This is a genomic window from Mitsuaria sp. 7, assembly GCF_001653795.1.
Taxonomy (GTDB): Bacteria; Pseudomonadota; Gammaproteobacteria; order Burkholderiales; family Burkholderiaceae_C; genus Roseateles.
In genome coordinates this window covers 1,950,388-1,970,486 of record NZ_CP011514.1, presented here as the reverse complement: position 1 = coordinate 1,970,486, position 20,099 = coordinate 1,950,388, and the positions used below count along the sequence as shown (strand labels likewise).

General features: G+C 69.0%; 14 protein-coding genes. 11 read left to right on the top strand and 3 right to left on the bottom strand.

The annotated features are described in order from the left end of the window. Nucleotides 1-66 precede the first annotated feature (66 nt). Both ABE85_RS08685 and ABE85_RS08680 read right to left on the bottom strand, forming a co-directional pair. Nucleotides 67-807, bottom strand: a complete 741-nt coding sequence (locus ABE85_RS08685; RefSeq protein ID WP_067272720.1) for a response regulator transcription factor — start codon at nucleotides 805-807, stop codon at nucleotides 67-69. Nucleotides 808-956: 149 nt separating this feature from the next. Beyond that, nucleotides 957-1,934: an NADPH:quinone oxidoreductase family protein gene (locus tag ABE85_RS08680; RefSeq protein WP_067272717.1), complete on the bottom strand. Its 978-nt coding sequence runs from the start codon at nucleotides 1,932-1,934 to the stop codon at nucleotides 957-959. Nucleotides 1,935-2,040: 106 nt separating this feature from the next. Between ABE85_RS08680 and surE the strand changes: the two genes are divergently transcribed. From surE to ABE85_RS08630, 10 genes are all read left to right on the top strand, one after another. Further along, nucleotides 2,041-2,796, top strand: coding sequence for a 5'/3'-nucleotidase SurE (gene surE, locus ABE85_RS08675; protein ID WP_067272714.1), 756 nt, complete (start codon nucleotides 2,041-2,043; stop codon nucleotides 2,794-2,796). Beyond that, nucleotides 2,793-3,638, top strand: coding sequence for a protein-L-isoaspartate(D-aspartate) O-methyltransferase (locus tag ABE85_RS08670; RefSeq protein ID WP_067272712.1), 846 nt, complete (start codon nucleotides 2,793-2,795; stop codon nucleotides 3,636-3,638). The genes surE and ABE85_RS08670 overlap by 4 nt, the downstream gene beginning before the upstream one ends. A 66-nt stretch (nucleotides 3,639-3,704) precedes the next feature. Continuing rightward, complete coding sequence (locus tag ABE85_RS08665; RefSeq protein ID WP_067272709.1) at nucleotides 3,705-4,592, top strand: peptidoglycan DD-metalloendopeptidase family protein; 888 nt, start codon at nucleotides 3,705-3,707, stop codon at nucleotides 4,590-4,592. Nucleotides 4,593-4,616: 24 nt separating this feature from the next. Then, entirely contained in the window at nucleotides 4,617-5,843 is a 1,227-nt protein-coding gene (gene rpoS, locus ABE85_RS08660; protein ID WP_082938450.1) for an RNA polymerase sigma factor RpoS, read from the top strand. 48 nt (nucleotides 5,844-5,891) lie between these two features. After that, entirely contained in the window at nucleotides 5,892-7,421 is a 1,530-nt protein-coding gene (gene rlmD, locus ABE85_RS08655; RefSeq protein ID WP_082938449.1) for a 23S rRNA (uracil(1939)-C(5))-methyltransferase RlmD, read from the top strand. Between the two features lie 102 nt (nucleotides 7,422-7,523). After that, the gene (aroC, locus tag ABE85_RS08650) at nucleotides 7,524-8,633 is read left to right on the top strand and encodes a chorismate synthase (protein ID WP_067272706.1); all 1,110 of its coding nucleotides are present in this window, start codon (nucleotides 7,524-7,526) and stop codon (nucleotides 8,631-8,633) included. A 2-nt stretch (nucleotides 8,634-8,635) separates the two neighbouring features. Beyond that, complete coding sequence (locus ABE85_RS08645) at nucleotides 8,636-9,841, top strand: MFS transporter (protein ID WP_231993262.1); 1,206 nt, start codon at nucleotides 8,636-8,638, stop codon at nucleotides 9,839-9,841. 259 nt (nucleotides 9,842-10,100) lie between these two features. Next, nucleotides 10,101-11,255: an efflux RND transporter periplasmic adaptor subunit gene (locus tag ABE85_RS08640; protein WP_067282212.1), complete on the top strand. Its 1,155-nt coding sequence runs from the start codon at nucleotides 10,101-10,103 to the stop codon at nucleotides 11,253-11,255. Between the two features lie 35 nt (nucleotides 11,256-11,290). Further along, complete coding sequence (locus ABE85_RS08635) at nucleotides 11,291-14,536, top strand: efflux RND transporter permease subunit (RefSeq protein ID WP_082938448.1); 3,246 nt, start codon at nucleotides 11,291-11,293, stop codon at nucleotides 14,534-14,536. Between the two features lie 116 nt (nucleotides 14,537-14,652). Continuing rightward, nucleotides 14,653-15,330 carry a hypothetical protein gene (locus ABE85_RS08630; protein WP_067272703.1) on the top strand — a complete coding sequence of 226 codons (678 nt, stop codon included), beginning with the start codon at nucleotides 14,653-14,655 and terminating at the stop codon, nucleotides 15,328-15,330. Between the two features lie 9 nt (nucleotides 15,331-15,339). On the opposite strand, the gene ABE85_RS08625 is transcribed toward ABE85_RS08630, so the two are convergent. Continuing rightward, nucleotides 15,340-16,377 (bottom strand): LacI family DNA-binding transcriptional regulator, encoded by a 1,038-nt coding sequence (locus ABE85_RS08625; protein WP_067272700.1) that lies wholly within the window; start codon nucleotides 16,375-16,377, stop codon nucleotides 15,340-15,342. Between the two features lie 227 nt (nucleotides 16,378-16,604). On the opposite strand from ABE85_RS08625, the gene ABE85_RS08620 reads away from it, so the two are divergent. Continuing rightward, on the top strand, nucleotides 16,605-20,096 hold the full coding sequence (locus ABE85_RS08620) for an FG-GAP-like repeat-containing protein (protein WP_157522110.1): 3,492 nt from the start codon (nucleotides 16,605-16,607) through the stop codon (nucleotides 20,094-20,096). Nucleotides 20,097-20,099 lie beyond the last annotated feature (3 nt).

The following is a 20,099-nucleotide window of genomic DNA, read 5'->3' as shown; positions in this document are numbered from 1 at the left end:
GAGACCGGAAATGCAAAGGGCCGGCGGTGGCCGGCCCTTCAGCGCGAGTGATCAGCAGTCCGGCAGTTACACCAAGCCCTGCTTCGAAGCCAGCACCGCCGCTTCCGCGCGGCTCGACACGTTGAGCTTCTTGTAGATGCTCTTGATGTGGTCGTTGACGGTGAACCACTTGATGCCCATGAGGTTCGCGATCTCCTTGATCGTGAAGCCCTTGCTGAGGTAGGTCAGCACCTCGTTCTCGCGCGGGGTCAGGCGTTCCCATTCGGGCACCGGATCCAGCGTGACGCCGCGCGTGCTCGGCGTGGCCGAGGAGGTCAGGCTGCCGAAGCCGGAGTTCAGCCCCATCGGGCCCGAATCGCCGGTCGAGCCCGGGCGGAAGTGCGACAGCAGCCGGCGCGCGATCGCCGGCGACAGCGGCGGCTGGCCGCGCACGATGCGCTGCAGCTCTTCCACCAGCACCTCGAAGCGGTCTTCCTTCAGCAGGTAGCCGTCGGCGCCTCGTTGCAGCGCGGGGAAGAGGTGGTCGTCGTCCGAATAGAGCGTGGTGACGATCTTCACCGCCGGCTTGCCGGCGAGCTCGCCCAGGAACTCCATGCCGTTGCCGTCCGGCAACTCCAGGTCGATCATGATCAGCTTGTAGCCGGTGGCGGGCGATTCGGCCTCCACCTTCGCCAGATTCCGGCGCGCGCCTTCCAGGTCACCGGCCTCGGTGATCTCCATGCCGTCGCTGAAGCTTTCGCGCACCACGCGGCACAGGAAGCTGCGGGCGACGGGGTTGTCTTCGACGATGAGAACTTTGACGGCCATGGTGTGGGGAGCGATAGCTGGCCGCATCCTAGCAGCGCCCCCCGGGCTTGCATGCCCCGTGAAACAGGGTGTCGTCCGACAGGCGGCAAGGGCGCTTCCGGCGGTCGACGAGCGGTCGACGGGCGGTCGACCGGCCCGAGGACGGGCGATCAGCCGTTGACGACCACCAGCTTGCCCACCACCTGCCGCGACGCCATGCGCGCGAATGCCTTGGGCAGCTCCTCCATCGGCAGCACCTGGTCGATCACCGGGCGGATCTTGCCGGCCGCGTACCACTGGGCGAGTTCCATCATCATCGCGGCGTTGCGCCTGGGCTCGCGCTTGGCGAACTCTCCCCAGAAGACGCCCACCAGCGAGGCCCCCTTCAGCAGAGCCAGGTTCAGCGGCAGGGCGGGGATGCTGCCCTGCGCGAAACCGACCACCAGGTAGCGGCCGCGCCAGGCGATCGAGCGGAAGGCCGCCTCGGCCAGGTCGCCGCCGACCGGGTCGTAGACGACGTCCGGACCTTTGCCCTCGGTCAGGGTCTTGATCTCGTCGCGCAGCGAACCGCTCGCGTAGTTGATCGTGGCATCGGCGCCGATCTCGCGGCAACGCGCGCACTTCTCATCCGACGAGGCCGCCGCGATCACCCGCGCGCCGGCCGCCTTCGCGATCTGGATCGCCGCCGTGCCGACACCGCCCGCCGCGCCCAGGATCAACACCGTTTCGCCAGCCTGGAGCGCCGCGCGGTCGATCAGCGCATGGTGGCTGGTCGCGTACGTGCAGATGAAGGCCGCGGCGTCCTCGAACGGGAAGCCAGTCGGCAGCGGCAGCGCCAGCGCGGCGGGCACCAGCGCCTCGGTGCCGAAGCCGCCGGTGCCGGTGAACGCGGCCACCGCGTCGCCCGGCTTGAAGCCGGTCACGCCGTCGCCGACCGCCTCGACGATGCCCGCGAACTCGGTGCCCGGCACGAAGGGCAGCGGCGGCTTCATCTGGTACTTGTTCTGCACGATCAGCAGGTCGGGGAAGTTCAGGCTCGCCGCCTTGATCGCCACCTTCAGCTGGCCCGGGCCGGGCTGCGGGGACGGCAGTTCCTTCCACTGCAGCGCCTCGACGCCGACCGGGTTCTCGCACAGCCATGCCTTCATGTCTCGTCTCCTGTTCCTGCCCTGTCCGGAGGGCTCCGGGCGCATGATAGGCAGCGCGGGTGGACCCTCGCGTCACCGGGGTGACGGCCTGCCTACAATGCCGCCCATGCGCATCCTCATCGCCAACGACGACGGCTACCTGGCCCCCGGACTCGCCGCCCTGGTCCGTGCCTGCGAAGGGCTAGGCACGGTCGAAGTCATCGCCCCCGAGCAGAACGCCAGCGCCACGTCGAATTCCCTCACGCTGCACCGGCCGCTTTCGGTCTATACCGCCTCCAACGGCTACCGCTACGTCAACGGCACGCCGTCCGACTGCGTCCACCTGGCGCTGACCGGCCTGCTGGACTACAAGCCCGACCTGGTGCTCTCCGGCATCAACAACGGCGCCAACATGGGCGACGACACGCTCTATTCGGGCACCGTCGCGGCCGCGACCGAGGGCTACCTCTTCGGGGTGCCGTCGATCGCGTTCTCGCAGGTCGAGAAGGGCTGGGGCCATCTGGACGCCGCCACGGCCGTCATGCGGACCCTGATCCAGGACGTGGTCGCCGGCGGACTGGACCGGGCCTTCCTGCTCAGCGTCAACATCCCGAACCGCGCCGACGCCGCCTCGCTGCCGCGCCGCATCACGCGACTGGGCCGCCGCCATGCGAGCGAGGCCACGATCCAGCAGCGCAGCCCGCGCGGCGACATGATCTACTGGATCGGACCCGCCGGCGCCGAGCGCGAAGCGGGCGAGGGCACCGACTTCCATGCGACCGCCAACGGCGCCGTGTCCGTCACGCCGCTGCAGGTCGATCTCACCGAGCACGCGACGCTCGGCCACTGGCGCCAGCAACTGCAGACCGACGGGCGTCCATGACCTCGCTGCCGCCCCGGCCCAAGCGTTTTCCGCTGTCGCTGGACAAGCTCGGATCGGCCCGACCCGGCGTGCCGGGCGCGGCCGCGGCCGCCGAGGCGCGCGAGCCCCTCAAGCCGCAAGGCCACTGGCAGCAGGCCGCCGCCATCAAGGCGCGGCAGACGACGCCGATCGGGCTGGGCCTCGATTCCGCCGGCGTGCGCCAGCGCATGGTCGATCGGCTGCGCCGCGAAGGCCTGTCCGACGACCGCGTGCTGCAGGCGCTGGCCACCGTGCACCGCCATCACTTCGTCGACTCCGCGCTCGCCACGCAGGCGTACGAGGACACCAGCCTGCCGATCGGGCACGGCCAGACGATCTCCAAGCCGTCCGTGGTCGGCCGGATGATGGCGCTGATGCTCGAGGCGCCCGGCGCGCGGCAACGCGGCCATCTGGGCAAGGTGCTGGAGATCGGCACCGGCTGCGGCTACCAGGCGGCGCTGCTCATGCAGCTGTCCAGGCAGGTCGTGTCGGTCGAGCGGCTCAAGCCGTTGCACGACAAGGCGCGCGCCAATCTCGTCGGCCATCACCAGATCCGGCTCGTCTACGGCGACGGCATGCTGGGCCACCGGCCCTCGGCGCCCTACGACAGCATCATCTCCGCCGCCGGCGGCGACGACATCCCGCAAGCCTGGCTGGACCAGCTCGCGCCCGGCGGCCGGCTGGTGGCGCCCATGACCGCGCCGAGCGGCCGGGGGCAAGTCCTGGTCCTGATCGATCATGTCCGCGACGCCGCGGGCTCGCGTTTCCTGCGCAGCCTGCATGAGGCCGTCCTGTTCGTGCCCCTAAAATCAGGGGTCCTGTAGCGCGCCGGCCACCGTCGGTCCTGATGCGGCTCCCGCGCTTCGGCTTTCCATATGACAACTTCGCGCATGCAACAACTCTTCCGTTCCCCGCTGCTCTGGGTCTCCGTGGCGGTGCTCGCGCTGTCGGGCTGCCAGAACACCCCGCACCGTGCGCCTGTGGAAGATCGTCCCGTCGGCAAGGCGACCGCGCCCGCCATTCCCGGCACGGCGGTGACGCCGGCCCCGGAATCGAAACCCCTGCCCGGCGCCGAGAACGCCGGCAAGCCCGGCTACTACACCGTCAAGCCCGGTGACACGCTGATCCGCATCGCGATGGACAACGGCCAGGGCTGGCGCGAGGTGGCCAGATGGAACGGCATGGACAACCCCAACCTCATCGAGGTGGGTCAGGTCTTGCGCGTGATTCCGCCGGGCCTCGACCCGAATGCGGCGACGACCCGCCCGCTGGCGACCTCCAAGGTGGAGACGCGTCCGCTGGATGGCAAGTCCCCGGCTCCGGCGACGACGACCGCCGCGGCCTCGGCGCCGGCCAGTGCCGCCACGGTGCCGGCAGCGCCGGCAACACCTGTCGCCACCAAGGACGACGACGACATCAGCTGGGGCTGGCCCGCGTCCGGCGCGGTGGCGGCCGGCTTCGACGAGGTCCGCAACAAGGGCATGGCCTTCTCCGGCAAGGCCGGCGATCCGGTCTTCGCCGCCGCCGATGGCCGCGTGATGTATGCGGGCGCGGGGTTGCGCGGATACGGCAACATGATCATCATCAAGCACAGCACGAACTATCTGACGGCCTACGCGCACAACCAGACACTGCTGGTCAAGGAAGACCAGGTGGTGCGCAAGGGCCAGAAGATCGCCGAGATGGGTTCCAGCGACGCGGATTCGGTGAAGCTGCACTTCGAAGTGCGCAAGCAAGGCAAGCCGATCGATCCGTCCAAGTTGTTGCCCGCGCGCTAGAGGCGCTCAAGGAGGCGCCGCAACATGACATTGCATCGCGCCTCTTCGACTGACGGACTTCTGCCCGACGGCCTGGACCGCCCCGTTCATCCCGGCCGGTTCAAGCTGCCGCCCGAGTTGTCGGCGGAGGGCCATGAGGCCGCCCATGAGGCCGCCCATGACACCGGCCACGATGCCGCGCATGACCCGGCACCCGACGACGGCCGTGAGCCTCACGACGGCCACGACCACCCTGACGGCGAGCGCGAACTCGCCCTGCGTGACGATGCCGACGCGCCCGGTGCGGCCGAGCCCGCCACCGACGACGACGATGACGTCCGCGTCCTGCGCGGCGTCGAGTCGGAAGACGGCAAGAGCAAGGCCAAGTCCGGCAAGGGCGATCTCGGCCCCGCCGACGGCGACGCCACCAACGCCCTGCAGGCCTACCTGCGCGACATCCGGCGCACGCCGCTGCTGACGCCGCAGGAGGAGTACGACACCGCCGTGAAGGCGCGTGCCGGCGACTTCGAGGCGCGCCAGGCGATGATCGAGCACAACCTGCGCCTGGTCGTCAGCATCGCCAAGAACTATCTGGGCCGCGGCCTGCCGATGAGCGATCTCATCGAGGAAGGCAACCTCGGCCTCATGCACGCGATCGGCAAGTTCGAGCCCGAGCGCGGCTTCCGTTTCTCGACCTACGCCAGCTGGTGGATCCGCCAGGCGGTGGAGCGCGCGCTGATGCACCAGGCGCGGCTGGTCCGGCTGCCGGTGCACATCGTGCGCGAGCTCAATCAGGTGCTGAAGGCGCGTCGCGCGCTGGAGTCGCTGGCGGCACAACGCGGCGGAGAAGGCGGCGTACGCGCCGAGGACGTCGCGCAGGCGCTCGGACGGCCGGTCCAGGAAGTCGCCGAACTGCTGGCCTACGCGGAGCTGCCGAGCTCGCTGGATTCACCGGTCGATCGCAACGGCGAAGGCGGCGAATCGATGCTGGACCTGGTCGCGGACGAGCAGGCGGTCGATCCCGCGGGACATCGCCTGAGCCACGAACTCGAGGACCTGCTCAAGGGCGGGCTGGCCTCGCTCAGCGACCGCGAGCGCGAGGTGCTCGCCGGTCGCTACGGCCTCGCGGACCGCGAGCCCGAGACGCTCGACATCCTCGCCGTGCGGCTCAGCCTGACGCGCGAGCGCATCCGCCAGATCCAGATCGAGGCGCTGGCCAAGCTCAAGCGCAACATGATGCGGCAGGGCATCAGCCGCGATTCGATCTTCTGAGGTCGGTCCTCGGGATCGGCGTGCGGGGCGCTGGGATAATGCGCCCCCATGACTGATGTATCGGAATGGCTGAAGGTCGACTCGCTGGACCTTGAAGCGCAGGGCGTCGCCCACAACAGCGAAGGCAAGGTGGTGTTCATCGAGGGCGCCTTGCCCGGCGAGGAAGTCCAGGTCTCCGTCGGCCGCAAGAAGAACAAGTGGGAGCAGGCCGTGCTGGTCGCGATGCGTCGCGAGAGTTCGCAGCGCGTGCGTCCCGTCTGTCCGCACTTCGGCCTGCACCCCGGCGCCTGCGGCGGCTGCAAGATGCAGCATCTGCATCCGGGGGCCCAGGTCGCGGTGAAGCAGCGCGTCCTCGAGGACAACCTCTGGCACCTCGGCAAGGTCAAGGCCGAGACGCTGCTGCGTCCGATCGAAGGACCCGCCACCGGCTACCGCTATCGCGCTCGCCTGTCGGTGCGCTACGTACCGAAGAAGGGCCAGGTGCTGGTCGGCTTCCATGAGCGCAAGAGCCGCTACATCGCCGACATGCAGGTCTGCAAGGTGCTGCCCGAGAAGATCAGCGCGATGCTGATGCCGCTGCGCGATCTGGTCGGCGCGATGGACGCGCGCGAGCGGCTGCCGCAGATCGAGCTCGCCATCGGCGATACCGACGGCACGCAGGTCATCGCGCTGGTGCTGCGCCACCTGGAACCGCTGAGCCCGGGCGACATCGCCAAGCTGCGCGCGTTCGCGGCGGAGCATGGCGTGCAATGGTGGCTGCAGCCCAAGGGGCCGGATACGGTGCATCTGCTCGACGCGGGCGGCCCTGAGCTCGCCTACACGCTGCCCGAGTTCGGCGTGCTGATGCCGTTCAAGCCGACCGACTTCACGCAGGTCAACCACCACATCAACACGGTGCTGGTGGGGCGCGCGCTGCGCTTGCTGGGCGTGCAGCAGGGCGAGCGCGTCATCGACTGGTTCTGCGGCCTCGGCAACTTCACGCTGCCGCTGGCCACGCAGGCGCGCGAGGTGCTGGGCATTGAAGGCAGCGAGGCGCTGGTGCAGCGTTCGCGCGAGAACGCGGTGCGCAACGGCCTTGATCAGAAGGCGAGCTTCGTCGCCCGCAACCTGTTCGAGATGACGCCGCAGCAACTGGCCGCCGACGGCGTGGCCGACCGCTGGTTGATCGATCCGCCGCGCGAAGGCGCCTTCGCGCTGGTGAAGGCGCTGGCGGACCTGATCAAGGACCCGTCGCTGGCGCCTGGCTGGACGCCGCCGGAGCGCATCGTCTACGTGTCGTGCGCGCCGTCGACGCTGGCGCGCGACGCGGGGCTGCTGGTCCATGTGGCCGGCTACCGCTGCGTCAAGGCGGGTGCGGTGAACATGTTCCCGCACACGGCCCACGTCGAATCGATCGCGGTGTTCGAGCGCGATCCCGAGGCGCAGGCGCGCATCGCGCGGGGCGAATCGGCGACCGGGGTCGGGGCAGGGGTCAGCGTCGATCTGCTGGCCGATGCCGGCGCTGATGCCACCCTGCGCGTCGATGGCGACGCCGGTTCCGACGCATCGTCATCGTCGAGCGCTGAGTTGACCGCTTAATGAGGTCGAAAGGTCGGAGACGGGGCGCATGACGAGTCGGGAGCGCAGGGGCCGCTCGTAGAATCGACGGCTTCGGTTTCTCCCGCCTCGGCAGGTTCCCAGATGTCCGGCAGCACTTTCGGCAGCTTGTTTCGCGTCACCAACTTCGGCGAGAGCCACGGTCCGGCCATCGGCTGCGTGATCGACGGCTGCCCGCCGGGTCTGGCGCTGTCGGTCGAGGACATCCAGCCCGAGCTGGACCGCCGCCGCCCCGGCACCTCGCGCCACGTGACGCAGCGCCAGGAGCCCGACCAGGTCGAGATCCTGTCCGGCGTCTACGAGGGCCTGACCACCGGCACGCCGATCTGCCTGCTGATCCGCAACGTGGACCAGCGCAGCAAGGACTACGGGAACATCCTCGACACCTTCCGCCCGGGCCACGCCGACTACACCTACTGGCGCAAGTACGGCCTGCGCGATCCGCGCGGCGGCGGCCGGTCGTCGGCGCGCCTGACCGCGCCGATGGTGGCGGCCGGCGCCGTGGCCCGCAAATGGCTGAAGCAGGAACTCGGCGTCGGCTTCCGCGGCTGCATGACCGCGCTCGGCGAGATCGACCTCGCCTTCGAGGGCTGGGAGCATGTCGGCCAGAACCCGTTCTTCGCCGCGAATGCCTCGCAGATCCAGGCGCTCGAGGACTACATGGATGCGTTGCGCAAGGACGGGGACTCCGTCGGCGCGCGGCTGATGGTCGAGGCCACCGGCATGCCGGCCGGTCTGGGCCAGCCGCTGTTCGACAAGCTCGACGCCGACATCGCGTACGCGATGATGGGCATCAACGCGGTGAAGGGCGTCGAGATCGGCGCCGGCTTCGACAGCGTGCGCCAGCGCGGCAGCCAGCATGGCGACGAACTGACGCCCCAGGGTTTCGCCAGCAACAACGCCGGCGGCGTGCTGGGCGGCATCTCCAGCGGCCAGGACCTGCGCGTGTCGATCGCGATCAAGCCGACCAGTTCGATCAGGACGCCGAAGGCGTCGATCAACCGCGCCGGCGAACCGACCACGGTCGAGACCTTCGGCCGCCACGATCCCTGCGTCGGCATCCGCGCCACGCCGATCGCCGAGGCGATGCTGGCGCTGGTCGTCATCGACCACGTGCTGATGGACCGCGCGCAGTGCGCGGACGTCGAACTGCCGATCCCCGCCATCGCGGGCCAGCGTCCAGACGGAGCCTGAAGGTGGCTGACAGCCGCCGCGTGCTGCGCGCCAGCGCGCTGCTCGGCTGCGCCTATTACGGCAGCATCGGGTTGTTCAACCCGTTCGCGCCGCTCTGGTACAAGTCCCTCGGCCTGCCGGTCGTCGCGATCGGGCTGCTGGTGTCGATGCAGAGCTGGACGCGGCTGTTCGCGCCTTATCTCTGGGGCCTGGTGGCCGATCGCAGCGGCAGGCGCGTCGAGCTCATCCGGGCGGCATCGGTGGCCTGCTGGATCAGCGCGCTCGGACTGCTGCTGGTCCCCACCGCTTCGGCCTCGACCTCCGGCGCCGCGCCGGTCATCGGGCTGACGCTGGTCGTCTTCCTGATGTACTTCTTCAACGCCTGCGTGACACCGCTCAACGAGGCCTTGATCGCGCATGAGCTCTCCGCCAGCGGCGGCATGGATCCGAAGCGCTACGGACGCGTCCGGCTGTGGGGCTCGGTCGGTTTCCTGGCGACCGTCGTCGGCGGCGGCTGGTGGTTCGACTGGGCGGGGATGTCGGTGTTCCCGTGGACCATCGTCGTCGGGCTGACGACCCTCGTCATCGCCGCCTGGCGGCTGCCCAGGCGCGCCGCCGTCCATCACGATGCCGCCGAGCCGGTCTCCATCGCCGACACGCTGCGCCGGCCCGAGGTCGGCTGGTTCTTCCTCGGCATGTTCTTCACCGTGCTCGCGCACACGGCGATCTACGCGTTCTACAGCCTCTACCTGGACCGGCTCGGTTACGGCAAGGGGCAGGTGGGGGCGCTGTGGGCGGTGTCGGTGGCGGCGGAGATCTGCTGGTTCGCGTTCCAGGGGCGCTGGGTGCGGCAGCACCACCTGCACCACTGGCTGGTCGCCGCCGCGCTGCTGGCGGCGCTGCGGCTGGCCGGCACGGCCTGGCTGGGCGCCAGCCTCGCCGCGATGGTGGTGCTGCAGTGCTGCCATGCGGTGACTTTCGCGGCGCAGCACACGGCCTGCATCGGCCTGATCGGGCGCTACTTCCCCGGTCGTCTGCAAGGCCGCGGGCAGGCGCTCTACGCGGTGCTGGGCTATGGCGTGTCGGGCGTGCTCGGCAGCCTGGGCGGCGCCTGGCTGGCCGAAAGTCATGGGTACGCCGCGTGTTTCTGGGCGGCATCGGTCTTCGCGCTCGTCGGCGCGTGGAGCCATTGGCGCTGCGCGAAGCGGGATCCGTTGAGCGCGGTATGACGCTATCAGTGCGAGTCTGCTGAGAGAGGAAAACTCAGCGGTTTCCGAGTGCGCGCCATCGACCGTCGATGTCATTTCATCGGGCCGACCTGCAGTCCGTCCTCCGTCGCGCCAATTTCAGTCCCGGAGAAAAGCAGGCCATGACGCGCAATCTGCAATTCGTCGCGTACGGCCTTCGCATCAATTTGGGGATTCCTACACTCCGCCGCATTCAAGGATCATCAACTGGGTGATCCCGTGTCGACGGATGGGGGAGATCATGCGCAAGCAATGGTGGTTGGGTGGTGTGGCGGTGGCGGTCCTGGCGGCCGGCGCCGGCGTGTATGCCACGAGCGGGGGCAGCGCGCCCGCCGCGAAGAAGGACGAGGCCAAACCCGCCCTGGAGTTCCAGGCCGGCGAGATCGTCAAGCCCACGATGGCCGCGATGCCCGGCGTCATCGAGTTCTCCGGCCCGCTGGTCGCGCCGAACACGGTGATCGTCCGCGCCAAGGCCTCGGGCAGCCTGGACCGCCTCGCGGTCGCCGAAGGCAGCCGCGTGCAGGCCGGCCAGTCGCTGGGTCAGCTGGACCTGGAGGAGCTGCGCCACAAGGTCGCCGAGCGCAACGCCAGCGTCGAGGCCATGCAGGCCATGTACGAGCAGTCCGAGCGCCAGTACAAGGCCAACCAGGGCCTGGCGGCGCAGAACTTCATCGCGCCGACGGCGCTGGACAACTCCCGCGCCCAGCTCGAATCGGCGAAGGGCCAGATGCTGTCGGCCAAGGCGCAGCTCGGCACGAGCGAGGTGCTGCTGCGCCAGGCCGCGCTGGTCTCGCCGATCAACGGCATCGTCTCCAAGCGGCACACGCTGCCCGGCGAGAAGGTGGCCGCCGAACAACCGGTGCTGACCATCGTCGACCTGTCCAAGCTGGAACTGGCCGGGCTGGTCGGCATGCACGAGGTCAGCAAGCTGTCGCCCGGCATGACGGTGCAGCTCCGCATCGAAGGCTTCGACGACCCGGTCACGGCCCGCATCGCGCGCATCTCGCCGGCCGCCGAGCCGGGCACCCGCTCGATCGGTGTGACCCTGTCGCTGGACAACCCCGGCGAGCGCTTCCGCGCCGGCCAGTACGCGGTCGCCCGCGTCGAGCTGACCGACGACAAGCAGCGCCTGACGGTGCCGGTGACCGCGATCGGCGCGGTGTCCGGACAGGAACACGTCTGGTTGATCGAGAAGGGCACGCTCGTGCGCCGCATCGTGACCACGGGCCGCCGCGATCCGCGTGAGGGCCGCGTCGAGATCCTCGCCGGCGTGACGCCGCAGTCGCAGGTGCTGGGCGCGCGCTTCGACAATCTCAAGGAAGGGGAGCGCGCCGAGATCCGCGTTCCGAAGGCCAGCGTGGCCAGCGCCGCCGCCAGCGGCAGCGCCGCCCAGTAAACACAACAACAACAACTTCCGCCGAGGAGCTTCCCATGTGGATGACCCGCGTCTCGATCCGCAACCCCGTCTTCGCCACCATGGTCATGGTCGCGCTGTGCGTGCTGGGGCTGGTCGCCTATTCCAAGCTGGGCGTCGAGCAGTCGCCCGACATCACCTTCCCCGGCGCGCAGATCGACATTCAGTACCCGGGCGCCTCGCCCGAGGCCGTCGAGCGCGAAGTGGCCAAGCCGCTGGAGGAAGCGCTCAACACCATCGCCGGCGTGGAGCGCGTGCAGTCGCGCAGCTTCGAAGGCCGCGTGCAGACCTCGGTCGAGTTCTCGCTGAGCGCCGACATGAACCGCGGCATGCAGGAGATCCGCGACCGCGTCGCGATCGCGCAGGCGCAGTTCCCGCGTGAAGTGAAGCCGCCGATGGTGCAGCGCTTCCAGGGCGAGAACGCGCAGCCCATCATCGTGGCGGCGCTGATGAGCTCCAACCGCACGCTGCGCGAGCTGTCGATGCTGGCGGACCTGAACGTCTCCAAGCGCCTGGGCCGCGTCGAAGGCGTGGCCAAGGTGGACGTCGGCGGCATGGCCGTGCGCGAGGTCCGCATCGACCTCGACCCGACGCGCCTGCGCGCCTACAACATCACCCCGGCGGAAATCTCCACCGCGCTGAACGCGGCCAACACCGACGCGCCGGTGGGCCTGATCTCCAACCGCTACGACGACGCGATGCTGCGCGTCGAGGGCAAGGTCAAGGACCCGAAGCAGTTCGTGAACGTCGTCGTGGCGCGCCGCGGCGACCTGGCGCTGACGCTCGGCGACCTGGGTACCTTGAGCGAGCGCGAGCGCGAGCTCGATTCCATCGCCCGCATCAACGGCCAGCCGGCGGTCACCTTCAACATCTTCAAGCAGCAGGACGCCAACATCGTCCAGACCGGCGAGGCGGTGAAGGCCGCCGTCGAGGAGCTGCGCAAGTCGCTGCCCAAGGACATGGAGCTGCGCCTGGTCTACGTCAACAGCGACTTCGTGAAGCACTCGCTCGACGGCCTGCGCCACACGCTGGTCGAAGGCGCGCTGCTGACGATCGCCATCGTGTTCCTGTTCCTGCACAGCTGGCGCTCGACCATCATCACCGGGCTGACGCTGCCGATCTCGGTGATCTCCAGCTTCATCGCGATCTACGCCTTCGGCTTCACGCTGAACTTCATGACGATGATGGCGCTCAGCCTGTGCATCGGTTTGCTGATCGACGATGCGATCGTCGTGCGCGAGAACATCGTGCGCCACGTCGGCATGGGCAAGGACCACCACAGCGCGGCCAAGGACGGCACCAACGAGATCGGCCTGGCCGTCATGGCCACGACCTTCGCGATCTGCGCGGTGTTCGTGCCCGTCGCCTTCATGGGCGGCATCGTCGGCAAGTTCTTCTATCCCTTCGGCATCACCGTCGCGGTGGCGGTGCTGGTGTCGCTCTTCGTCAGCTTCACGCTCGATCCGATGCTGTCGTCGGTGTGGCCCGATCCGCCCAGCACCTACGTCAAGAAGGTGCCCGTCATCGGCCACCTGATCCGCGCCACCGACGCCGGCATGGACGTGCTGCACACGGTCTACGAGAAGACGCTGCGCTGGGTGTTCTCGCCGCGCCGCTTCCGGATCCCGCTGCCCGCCTTCGGTCGCCCGTTCGGGACCGACAAGCAGCGCCTGAAGGACCAGCCGCGCCGACTGCGCATGGCGACGATCACGCCGCGCGGCATCGTCGCGTGGTCGGGCGTCGGCAGCTTCGTGCTGGCGATCCTGCTGGTGCCGGCGGTGGGCAGCGAGTTCCAGCCGCAGATCGACCAGGGCTTCACCCACCTGACGCTGCGCATGCCGGTGGCCACCAGCCTGGAGCGCGGCGAGGCCAAGGTGCGGCAGGTCGAGGAGATCCTCGCGACCTTCCCGGAGATCAAGACCGTGGCGACCGTCGTCGGCAGCAGCGGCGAGGGCCTGGCGACCGGCCGCAACCAGGCCAACCTGGACATCGCGCTGGTCGACCGCAAGCTGCGCAAGCGCTCGCAGACGCAGGTCGAGGACGCGATCCGCGCCGAGATCGCGCGCATCCCCGGCGTCGAGGTCAGCGTGGGCTTCAACCGGCCGGTGTGGGTGACCATCCTCGGCTCGGATCCGGAAGTGCTGACGCAGGTGGCCAAGGACTTCGCCGAGAAGGTCAAGAAGATCAAGGGCGCCGTCGACGTCGACACCACGGTCAAGCCCGGCCTGCCGGCCTTCGCGGTCAAGCTGCGCGACAACGCGGTGCGCGAGCTCGGACTGAACGCGGTGCAGGTGGCCTCGTCGCTGCGCGCCTACGTCAACGGCGACATCGCGACCTACTGGACCACGCCCGACGGCAACCAGGTCGAGGTGCTGCTGCGCCTGCCCAAGGCGCAGCGCCAGAGCATCGAGCAGATGCGCAACCTGCCGGTGGCCTTCGCGAAGGACGGCTCGCCGATCTCGCTGGAACAGGTCGCGACCATCGAGCCGGTGTTCAACCCCGAGGTCATCCGCCGCCAGAACCTGCAGCGCCGCGAGGCGGTGTATGCCGGCGTGCAGGGACGTCCGGGCGGCGACGTCAACGCCGACGTGCAGAAGCTGATCAAGGAGACGCAGCTGCCCCCGGGCATCAGCTTCATGGTCGACGGCGACGGCAAGCAGCAGGCGGAGGCCTTCAACGGCCTGATGATCGCGATGGGTCTGGCGCTGATCTTCATCTACATCGTGCTGGCCAGCCAGTTCGGCAGCTTCGTGCAGCCGATCGCGATCATGGCCTCGCTGCCGCTGGCCTTGATCGGCGTCATGGTGGCGCTGCTGCTGTGGAAGACCACGCTGAACATCTTCTCGATGATCGGCCTGGTGATGCTGATGGGCCTGGTGACGAAGAACGCCATCCTGCTGGTCGACTTCACCAACCACCTGCGCAAGGACCAGGACCTGTCGGTGCCCGAGGCGCTGCTGCAGGCGGGCCTGATCCGGATGCGTCCCATCATCATGACGACGGCGGCGATGGTGTTCGGCATGCTGCCGATGGCGATCGCGCTCAACGAGGGCGGCGAGATCCAGGCGCCGATGGGCCGCGCGATCATCGGCGGCGTGATCACGTCGACGATCCTGACGCTGGTGGTGGTGCCGGTGATCTATTCGTACCTGGTGCGCGGCCGCAAGGTGTTCTCGGCGGCGGACGCCGGTGCGACGCCCTCGAACGGCACGGATCACCCGGTCGTGATGCCCGTCACGCCGACGCCTGGAATCGCGGACTGAACTTGCAACAATAGGTTGGTCGACGTAACGGGATGACTTGTTGAGGCTGTGGTGCCTCTCAAGGGCGGCGGGCAGATTAGCGGCATCGTCTTCAACGCGCTCTGCCGCCTCTCCCCGTGTCCCTGTCGCCGCCCAATCCGCCGATCGCGCTGCTGCGCCGTTCTTCATCGACCCCCGGACGCCGGTCGGCGTCCGCGCCGCCAGTTGCCGCGCCGCGCGTCGCCAGTCAGGCGGCCAACGATGCCGACTTCAAGGCCAGGGACCAGGACCACACCGTCCTGCGTCTGCGCGACCTCCACATCGCGCCCACGCCCTTGTTCTTCGCGATGCTCGCCTGCGCCGTGCCGCTGCTGATGCTGGGCGCGGCGGCGCAATCGCTGGAGTCGGCGACGGTCGGCGCGCTGCTGCTCCTGGCCGCGCTGGGTTGCCTGTGGCACGGCGTCGAGACGCTCAGAGGCCTCGAACTGCGCTGCGCCGCGCCGCTGCCGTGCTTTGCCGGGGACCGGGTGATGGTGGCGCTCGACGTGACCAATCCCGCCGGCCGCTCGCGGTGGGACATCGCCGTGACGCTCGGCTCGACCGCGATGCCGGCCGGGAACGGCTGGATCGATGTGGCGCCGCGGTCCCGCCGGCAGGTGCTGATGCCGCTGGTGGCCAATGGTCGCGGCCGGCAAGGGTTGCCGCTGATCCGGCTGGAGACGCAGCATCCGTTCGGCCTGGTCGACGTCAGCGCGTTCTGGGCGCCTCGCCGGCATCTGCTGGTGACCGAGCGGCCGGCAGTGCCGCCCGTCTGAGCACACGGCTCAGCAGCTCTCGCGCAGGACCAGCTGGAAGCCGAGGTCGATGCAGGCCTCCGGGACGGCCTCGTTGCGCATCAGTGCGATGAGCATGCGGGCGGCCTCCAGACCGATCTCCCGTCTCGGTGTCCGCACCGTGCTCAGCGGCGGCAGCATCTGGTCGCCGCCGGTCAGGTCGTTGAAGCCGACGACGGCCACGCGCTCCGGCACGTGGATGCCCTGGCGCAGCGCCTGCAGCAGCGCGCCTTGCGCCAGGTCATCGTTGTTGAAGAAGATCGCATCGACGTCGGGGGCTTCGCTCAGCACCCGTTCGAACATCGTCGCGCCCAGCGCCAGCGATGACGGTGCGGCATCCATGAACTCCAGCGCCGGATCGTGCGCCGCGCCCAGCGCCGCGCGATAGCCCTCGGCGCGCTGCAAGGTGCGCGGATCCAGCTGCGCGGCGGCGAAGGCGATCCGGCGGTAACCGCGACGGACGAGTTCGGCGGTCATCGCATGGCCGGCCGCCTGCTGCGAGAAGCCGACCGAATGCAAGCCGCTGCCGGCGTCACTGCCGCTGCGGTTCTCCATCACATGCACGCAAGGCACGCCGCTGCCCTGGAGCAGGGCGCGCGAGGCGTCCGTGCGGTCGAAGCCGGTGACGAGCAGCCCGGCGGGCCGGTTCATGAGGTAGGTGCGCAGCAGCGCTTCCTCCTCCTCCGGGTGGTAATGGGTGACGCCGATCAGGCTCTGGTAGCCGGCGGCGAGCAGCGTGCGCTGCGCCGCGTCGAGCAGGTCCACGAACAGCGCATTCGACAGCAGCGGGATCAGCACCACGACCTGGTTGCTGCGCGACGAGGCGAGGGCGCGCGCGGCGGGATCCGGCACGTAGCCGAGTTGCGCGACGGCGGCGGTGACGCGCTCGACCAGCTCCGTGGCGACGCTGCGCTCGCCGCGCAACGCGCGAGAGGCGGTGATCGGGCTGACGCCGGCGGCAAGCGCGACGTCTTGCAGCGTGGCGCGGCCGGTGGCGCGGCGGCGTTTGGAGGCGGGGGCAGAACTCATTGGTCGGGAGGATAGCGCTGTCCTCCTGCTGAGGGTGCCGGGGCAGACCCCGACCATCGATCGGCCGGGAGCCACTGCGCCTGTGACGCGTCGATGACGGCCGCATTGGGGTAACACCTGACCCCGTTGTCGTGAAATGACGGAAAAACCGAAGCGATACTCCCGCGAAACCAATTCGACATGAGCCGCGAGCCCGCCCGGGCCAGCAACGCGGCCGGGAGGATCACTTGAACGCCATTCTTCGGCCCGCCGCAGGCGGGATGGGTCGCGCGCCGCGCGCTCGCACGCTTGCTCGTCTGACGCTTGCTGCCCCTTGGGCACCGCTGGTGCTCGCGGCACTGACGGTGCTGCTGCCAGGTGCGGCAAACGCGCTCGAGGTCAACGACAACGGCATGCCCACCTACTCGCAGCCGATCGCGGTGCCTCCGGGCGTCGCGGGGCTGGCACCGCAGCTGGGGTTGATGTTCAGCAGCGGCGGCAACGGCGCACCGGGCGCGGGGTGGGCGATCCAGGGCCTGTCGGCGATCAGCCGCTGCCCGGGCACCAAGGCACTCGACGGCAAGCTGGTGCCGGTGACCTTCGGCGTCGACGACCGGCTCTGCCTGGATGGCCAACGACTGATCCGGGTCGATCCGTCGACGGGACTGGCCTTGTCCACACAGGGCGGTGATGCCACGGGACTCGCGTCGGGCTTCCGCGAATACCGGACGGAGAAGGACAGCTTCGCCCGCATCCGCGCGTATGGGCAGGCGACGTCGGGCGATGCGGCCAGCGGGCCGGGCTACTTCCGGGTGTGGACCAAGGCGGGGCAGATCTTCGACTACGGCGCGACCCCTGGCGGAGTCGGCGGTTCGGCGCTGGTCCTGGCGCAAGGGAGTTCGACGGCGATGGTCTGGGCTGTCGGCCGCCTGTCCGACGTGTCCGGGAACTTCATCGACTACAAGTACGAGCAAGGGGCGCCGGTCTGGGGCTCCTCCAACTCGATCAACCTGCCGGGCAACGGCCGGACGTGGAAGATCCGCGAGATCCAGTACGGACTCAACAAGGTGGTCTTCGGCTACGCGCCGCGTCCGTCGACGGCGTTGCCGCGCGACGCGTCGGAGAGCTATCACCACGGCGTGAAGAACGTCGACGTCGATCTGCTCAAGACGATCACGACTTACGTGAATGCGCCCTCGACGACGATGGGCGACGTGAGCGGCGCCATCGCCGTGAAGACGCTGAAGCTGGATCAGCAGACGAATCCGAAGAACGGCCGCTCGCGGCTTCAGAAGATCACCGAGTGCGCCGGAGACGCGAGCAGCACCCGATGCCTGCCGGCGACCGAGTTCACGTACACGGACGGCTACGACGCCGCGCGCGGCGAGGTCTCAGCCTTCAACCTGAAGCGCGAACGCCTGGCCTCGGTCAACGGGCAGTACGGCGTGCTGGTCGGCGACTTCAACGTGGACGGCAAGTCCGACCTGCTGCGCTGGTCGCAGACGACAACGGAGAACAAGCTCTGGCTCAGCCAGGGCGACGGCAGCTTCCAGCCCGGGACCTTGACCATAGGTGGTACCGCGCGTCCGCTGCAGACGCCGGATGGCTGCACGACGTCGCTGGTGGCCGACGTCAACGGCGACGGCATCCCGGACATCGTCCGGATCGACCACACGACCAATGCCGCCGGTGCCGCGTGCGCGCGGGCCTCTGGCGGTGAGTTCCTGATCAACGACGGCAATGGCAACTTCACGCCGCGCGCGCTGACGCTGCCGAGCGGCGCGGCGATCCCGTTCGCTCGCCGGAAGGCCAAGACCACCACGCAAACCTACTGCGGCCAGAGCGCGGCGCTGGGTCCGAAGCTGGCGGAGGGCACCTGGTACGACGGTGGCTTGCTGGCGTTGGGCGGAGGTGATCCCTTCTGCCAGGAGAACCCGCGCGTCGGTCAAGGCTGGACGCCCGGAGCGACCTATTACCTGATCGACATGGACGGCGACGGGCGGCTGGACATCGTCACCACGACCCTGGCCGAGGCGCTGCCCGAGGATCCCCAAGCCGGAGCGACGCCGCCGGAGGAACGCGTCCAGTGCACGGGCTGCACGCGCGTCTTCCTGCAACGCACCGACGGCAGCTTCATCGAGAAGACCGATGCGTCGATCGTCAATCAGGCGGTGTATTCGCCGCCGGGAGGGATGGGTTCCTCCGACAACGTGCGTGACGTCGATGCGGATGGCCTGGCGGACCTGACTTTCGTCGGCGTGCCCGGCTGGTTGAGCACCTGGCGCTCGCTGGGCAATGGCAACTTCGTGATGACGCCCAACGATCAGGGCTGCTCGCGTCCCCTCGACTTCAACGGCGACGGCCGCCCGGACTGCCTGTACCCCGGCAACACCGGGACGACCAACATGCTGGCGGCGGGCATGGGCGACGGGACTTACCGTTATGCGTCCGGCTTCTCGATTCCCGATGGGCTGAGCACCAACTACGCGGAGGTCGTCAGTCAGAACTTCAACTTCCTCGTGCTCGACCTGAATGGCGACGGCAAGGACGACGTGCTGCGCTGGCATGACAGCCCGGGCAACAACCGGATCTATCTCTCCAACGGCGACGGCACGTTCACCTCGTCGACCTCGCTGGGCGACATGGCGGGCCTGCAACTGCAGCACAGCGACGGTACCTACGAGCTCGTGCCGGGCGACTTCCGCGGCAACGGCGTGATCGAGCTGCTGCGCATCTCGAAGAACGCGCCCGACCTGACTGCGGCGAACACGGACAACAAGCTGCTGGGCGTGAGCGACGCGAGGCCGGCGGAGCTGCTGGTCGCGGTCAAGGGCGGCAATGGTCTGTCGACTTCGGTGATCTACGGCGCCATGACCGCCAGCGACGGACGCTATGTCAGCGATCGCGGCAATGCGGCCAAGCAGGCGGTGTGGCCCATCATCGACGTGGCGTTGCCTGGTTGGGTGGCGATCACCTTGAGTTCCCAGACGACGGTCTCCGGCCGTCCTTCGGTCGTCGAGCATGCGTATGCGGGCATGAAGGCGGAAGTGGCCGGTCGCGGCGGTCTCGGCTTCCGGGAGGTCAGGCGATCGACGCAGGGCGCTGACGGCGGCTGGATCACGACGGTGACCGAGTCCTTGCTGGCGAATCCCTACCTGGGGGCACCGGCGGTGTCGGAGACACGCACGGGCGCGTGGAACGCGACTGGTTTGGTGCTGAGTCGCAGCGTCAACACCTACTGCCACATGGACACGACCCAGGCCCAGCGCGATGCCGCGGCGGCGAGCGGCGCTCATTGCGTGCTCGATCCGACGACGAAGATCAGCCGGCCGTTCCAGCTGCGCAGCGCGCAGGTGTCCAACGACCTCAACGGCGCACCGCTGCCGACGATCGAGATCCGCAACGGCTACAACGACCGCTTCGACCTGGTTCGGATCGACACGACGACGACGGGCACGATGACCCGCGGCCTCGCGCAGACCTTCATCAAGACGGTGGTCAACGATTACGACTACCAGGCCGCGAACACCGCGTGCAGCTCGGACACGAGCTGCAAGTGGCAACTGAGCCGGCTGTCGCGATCGACGATCACGAACACGGTGCCGAACAGCCTGGCGAGCCTGCCGACAGACGCGGGTCCTGCGCCGAATGCCAGTGCGACCTCAGGAGCGAGACCGGGGAATCTGCCAGTGCCGCCTGCGGTGATGAGCGTCATCCTCAACCTGCTGCTGGAGGACTGAGCC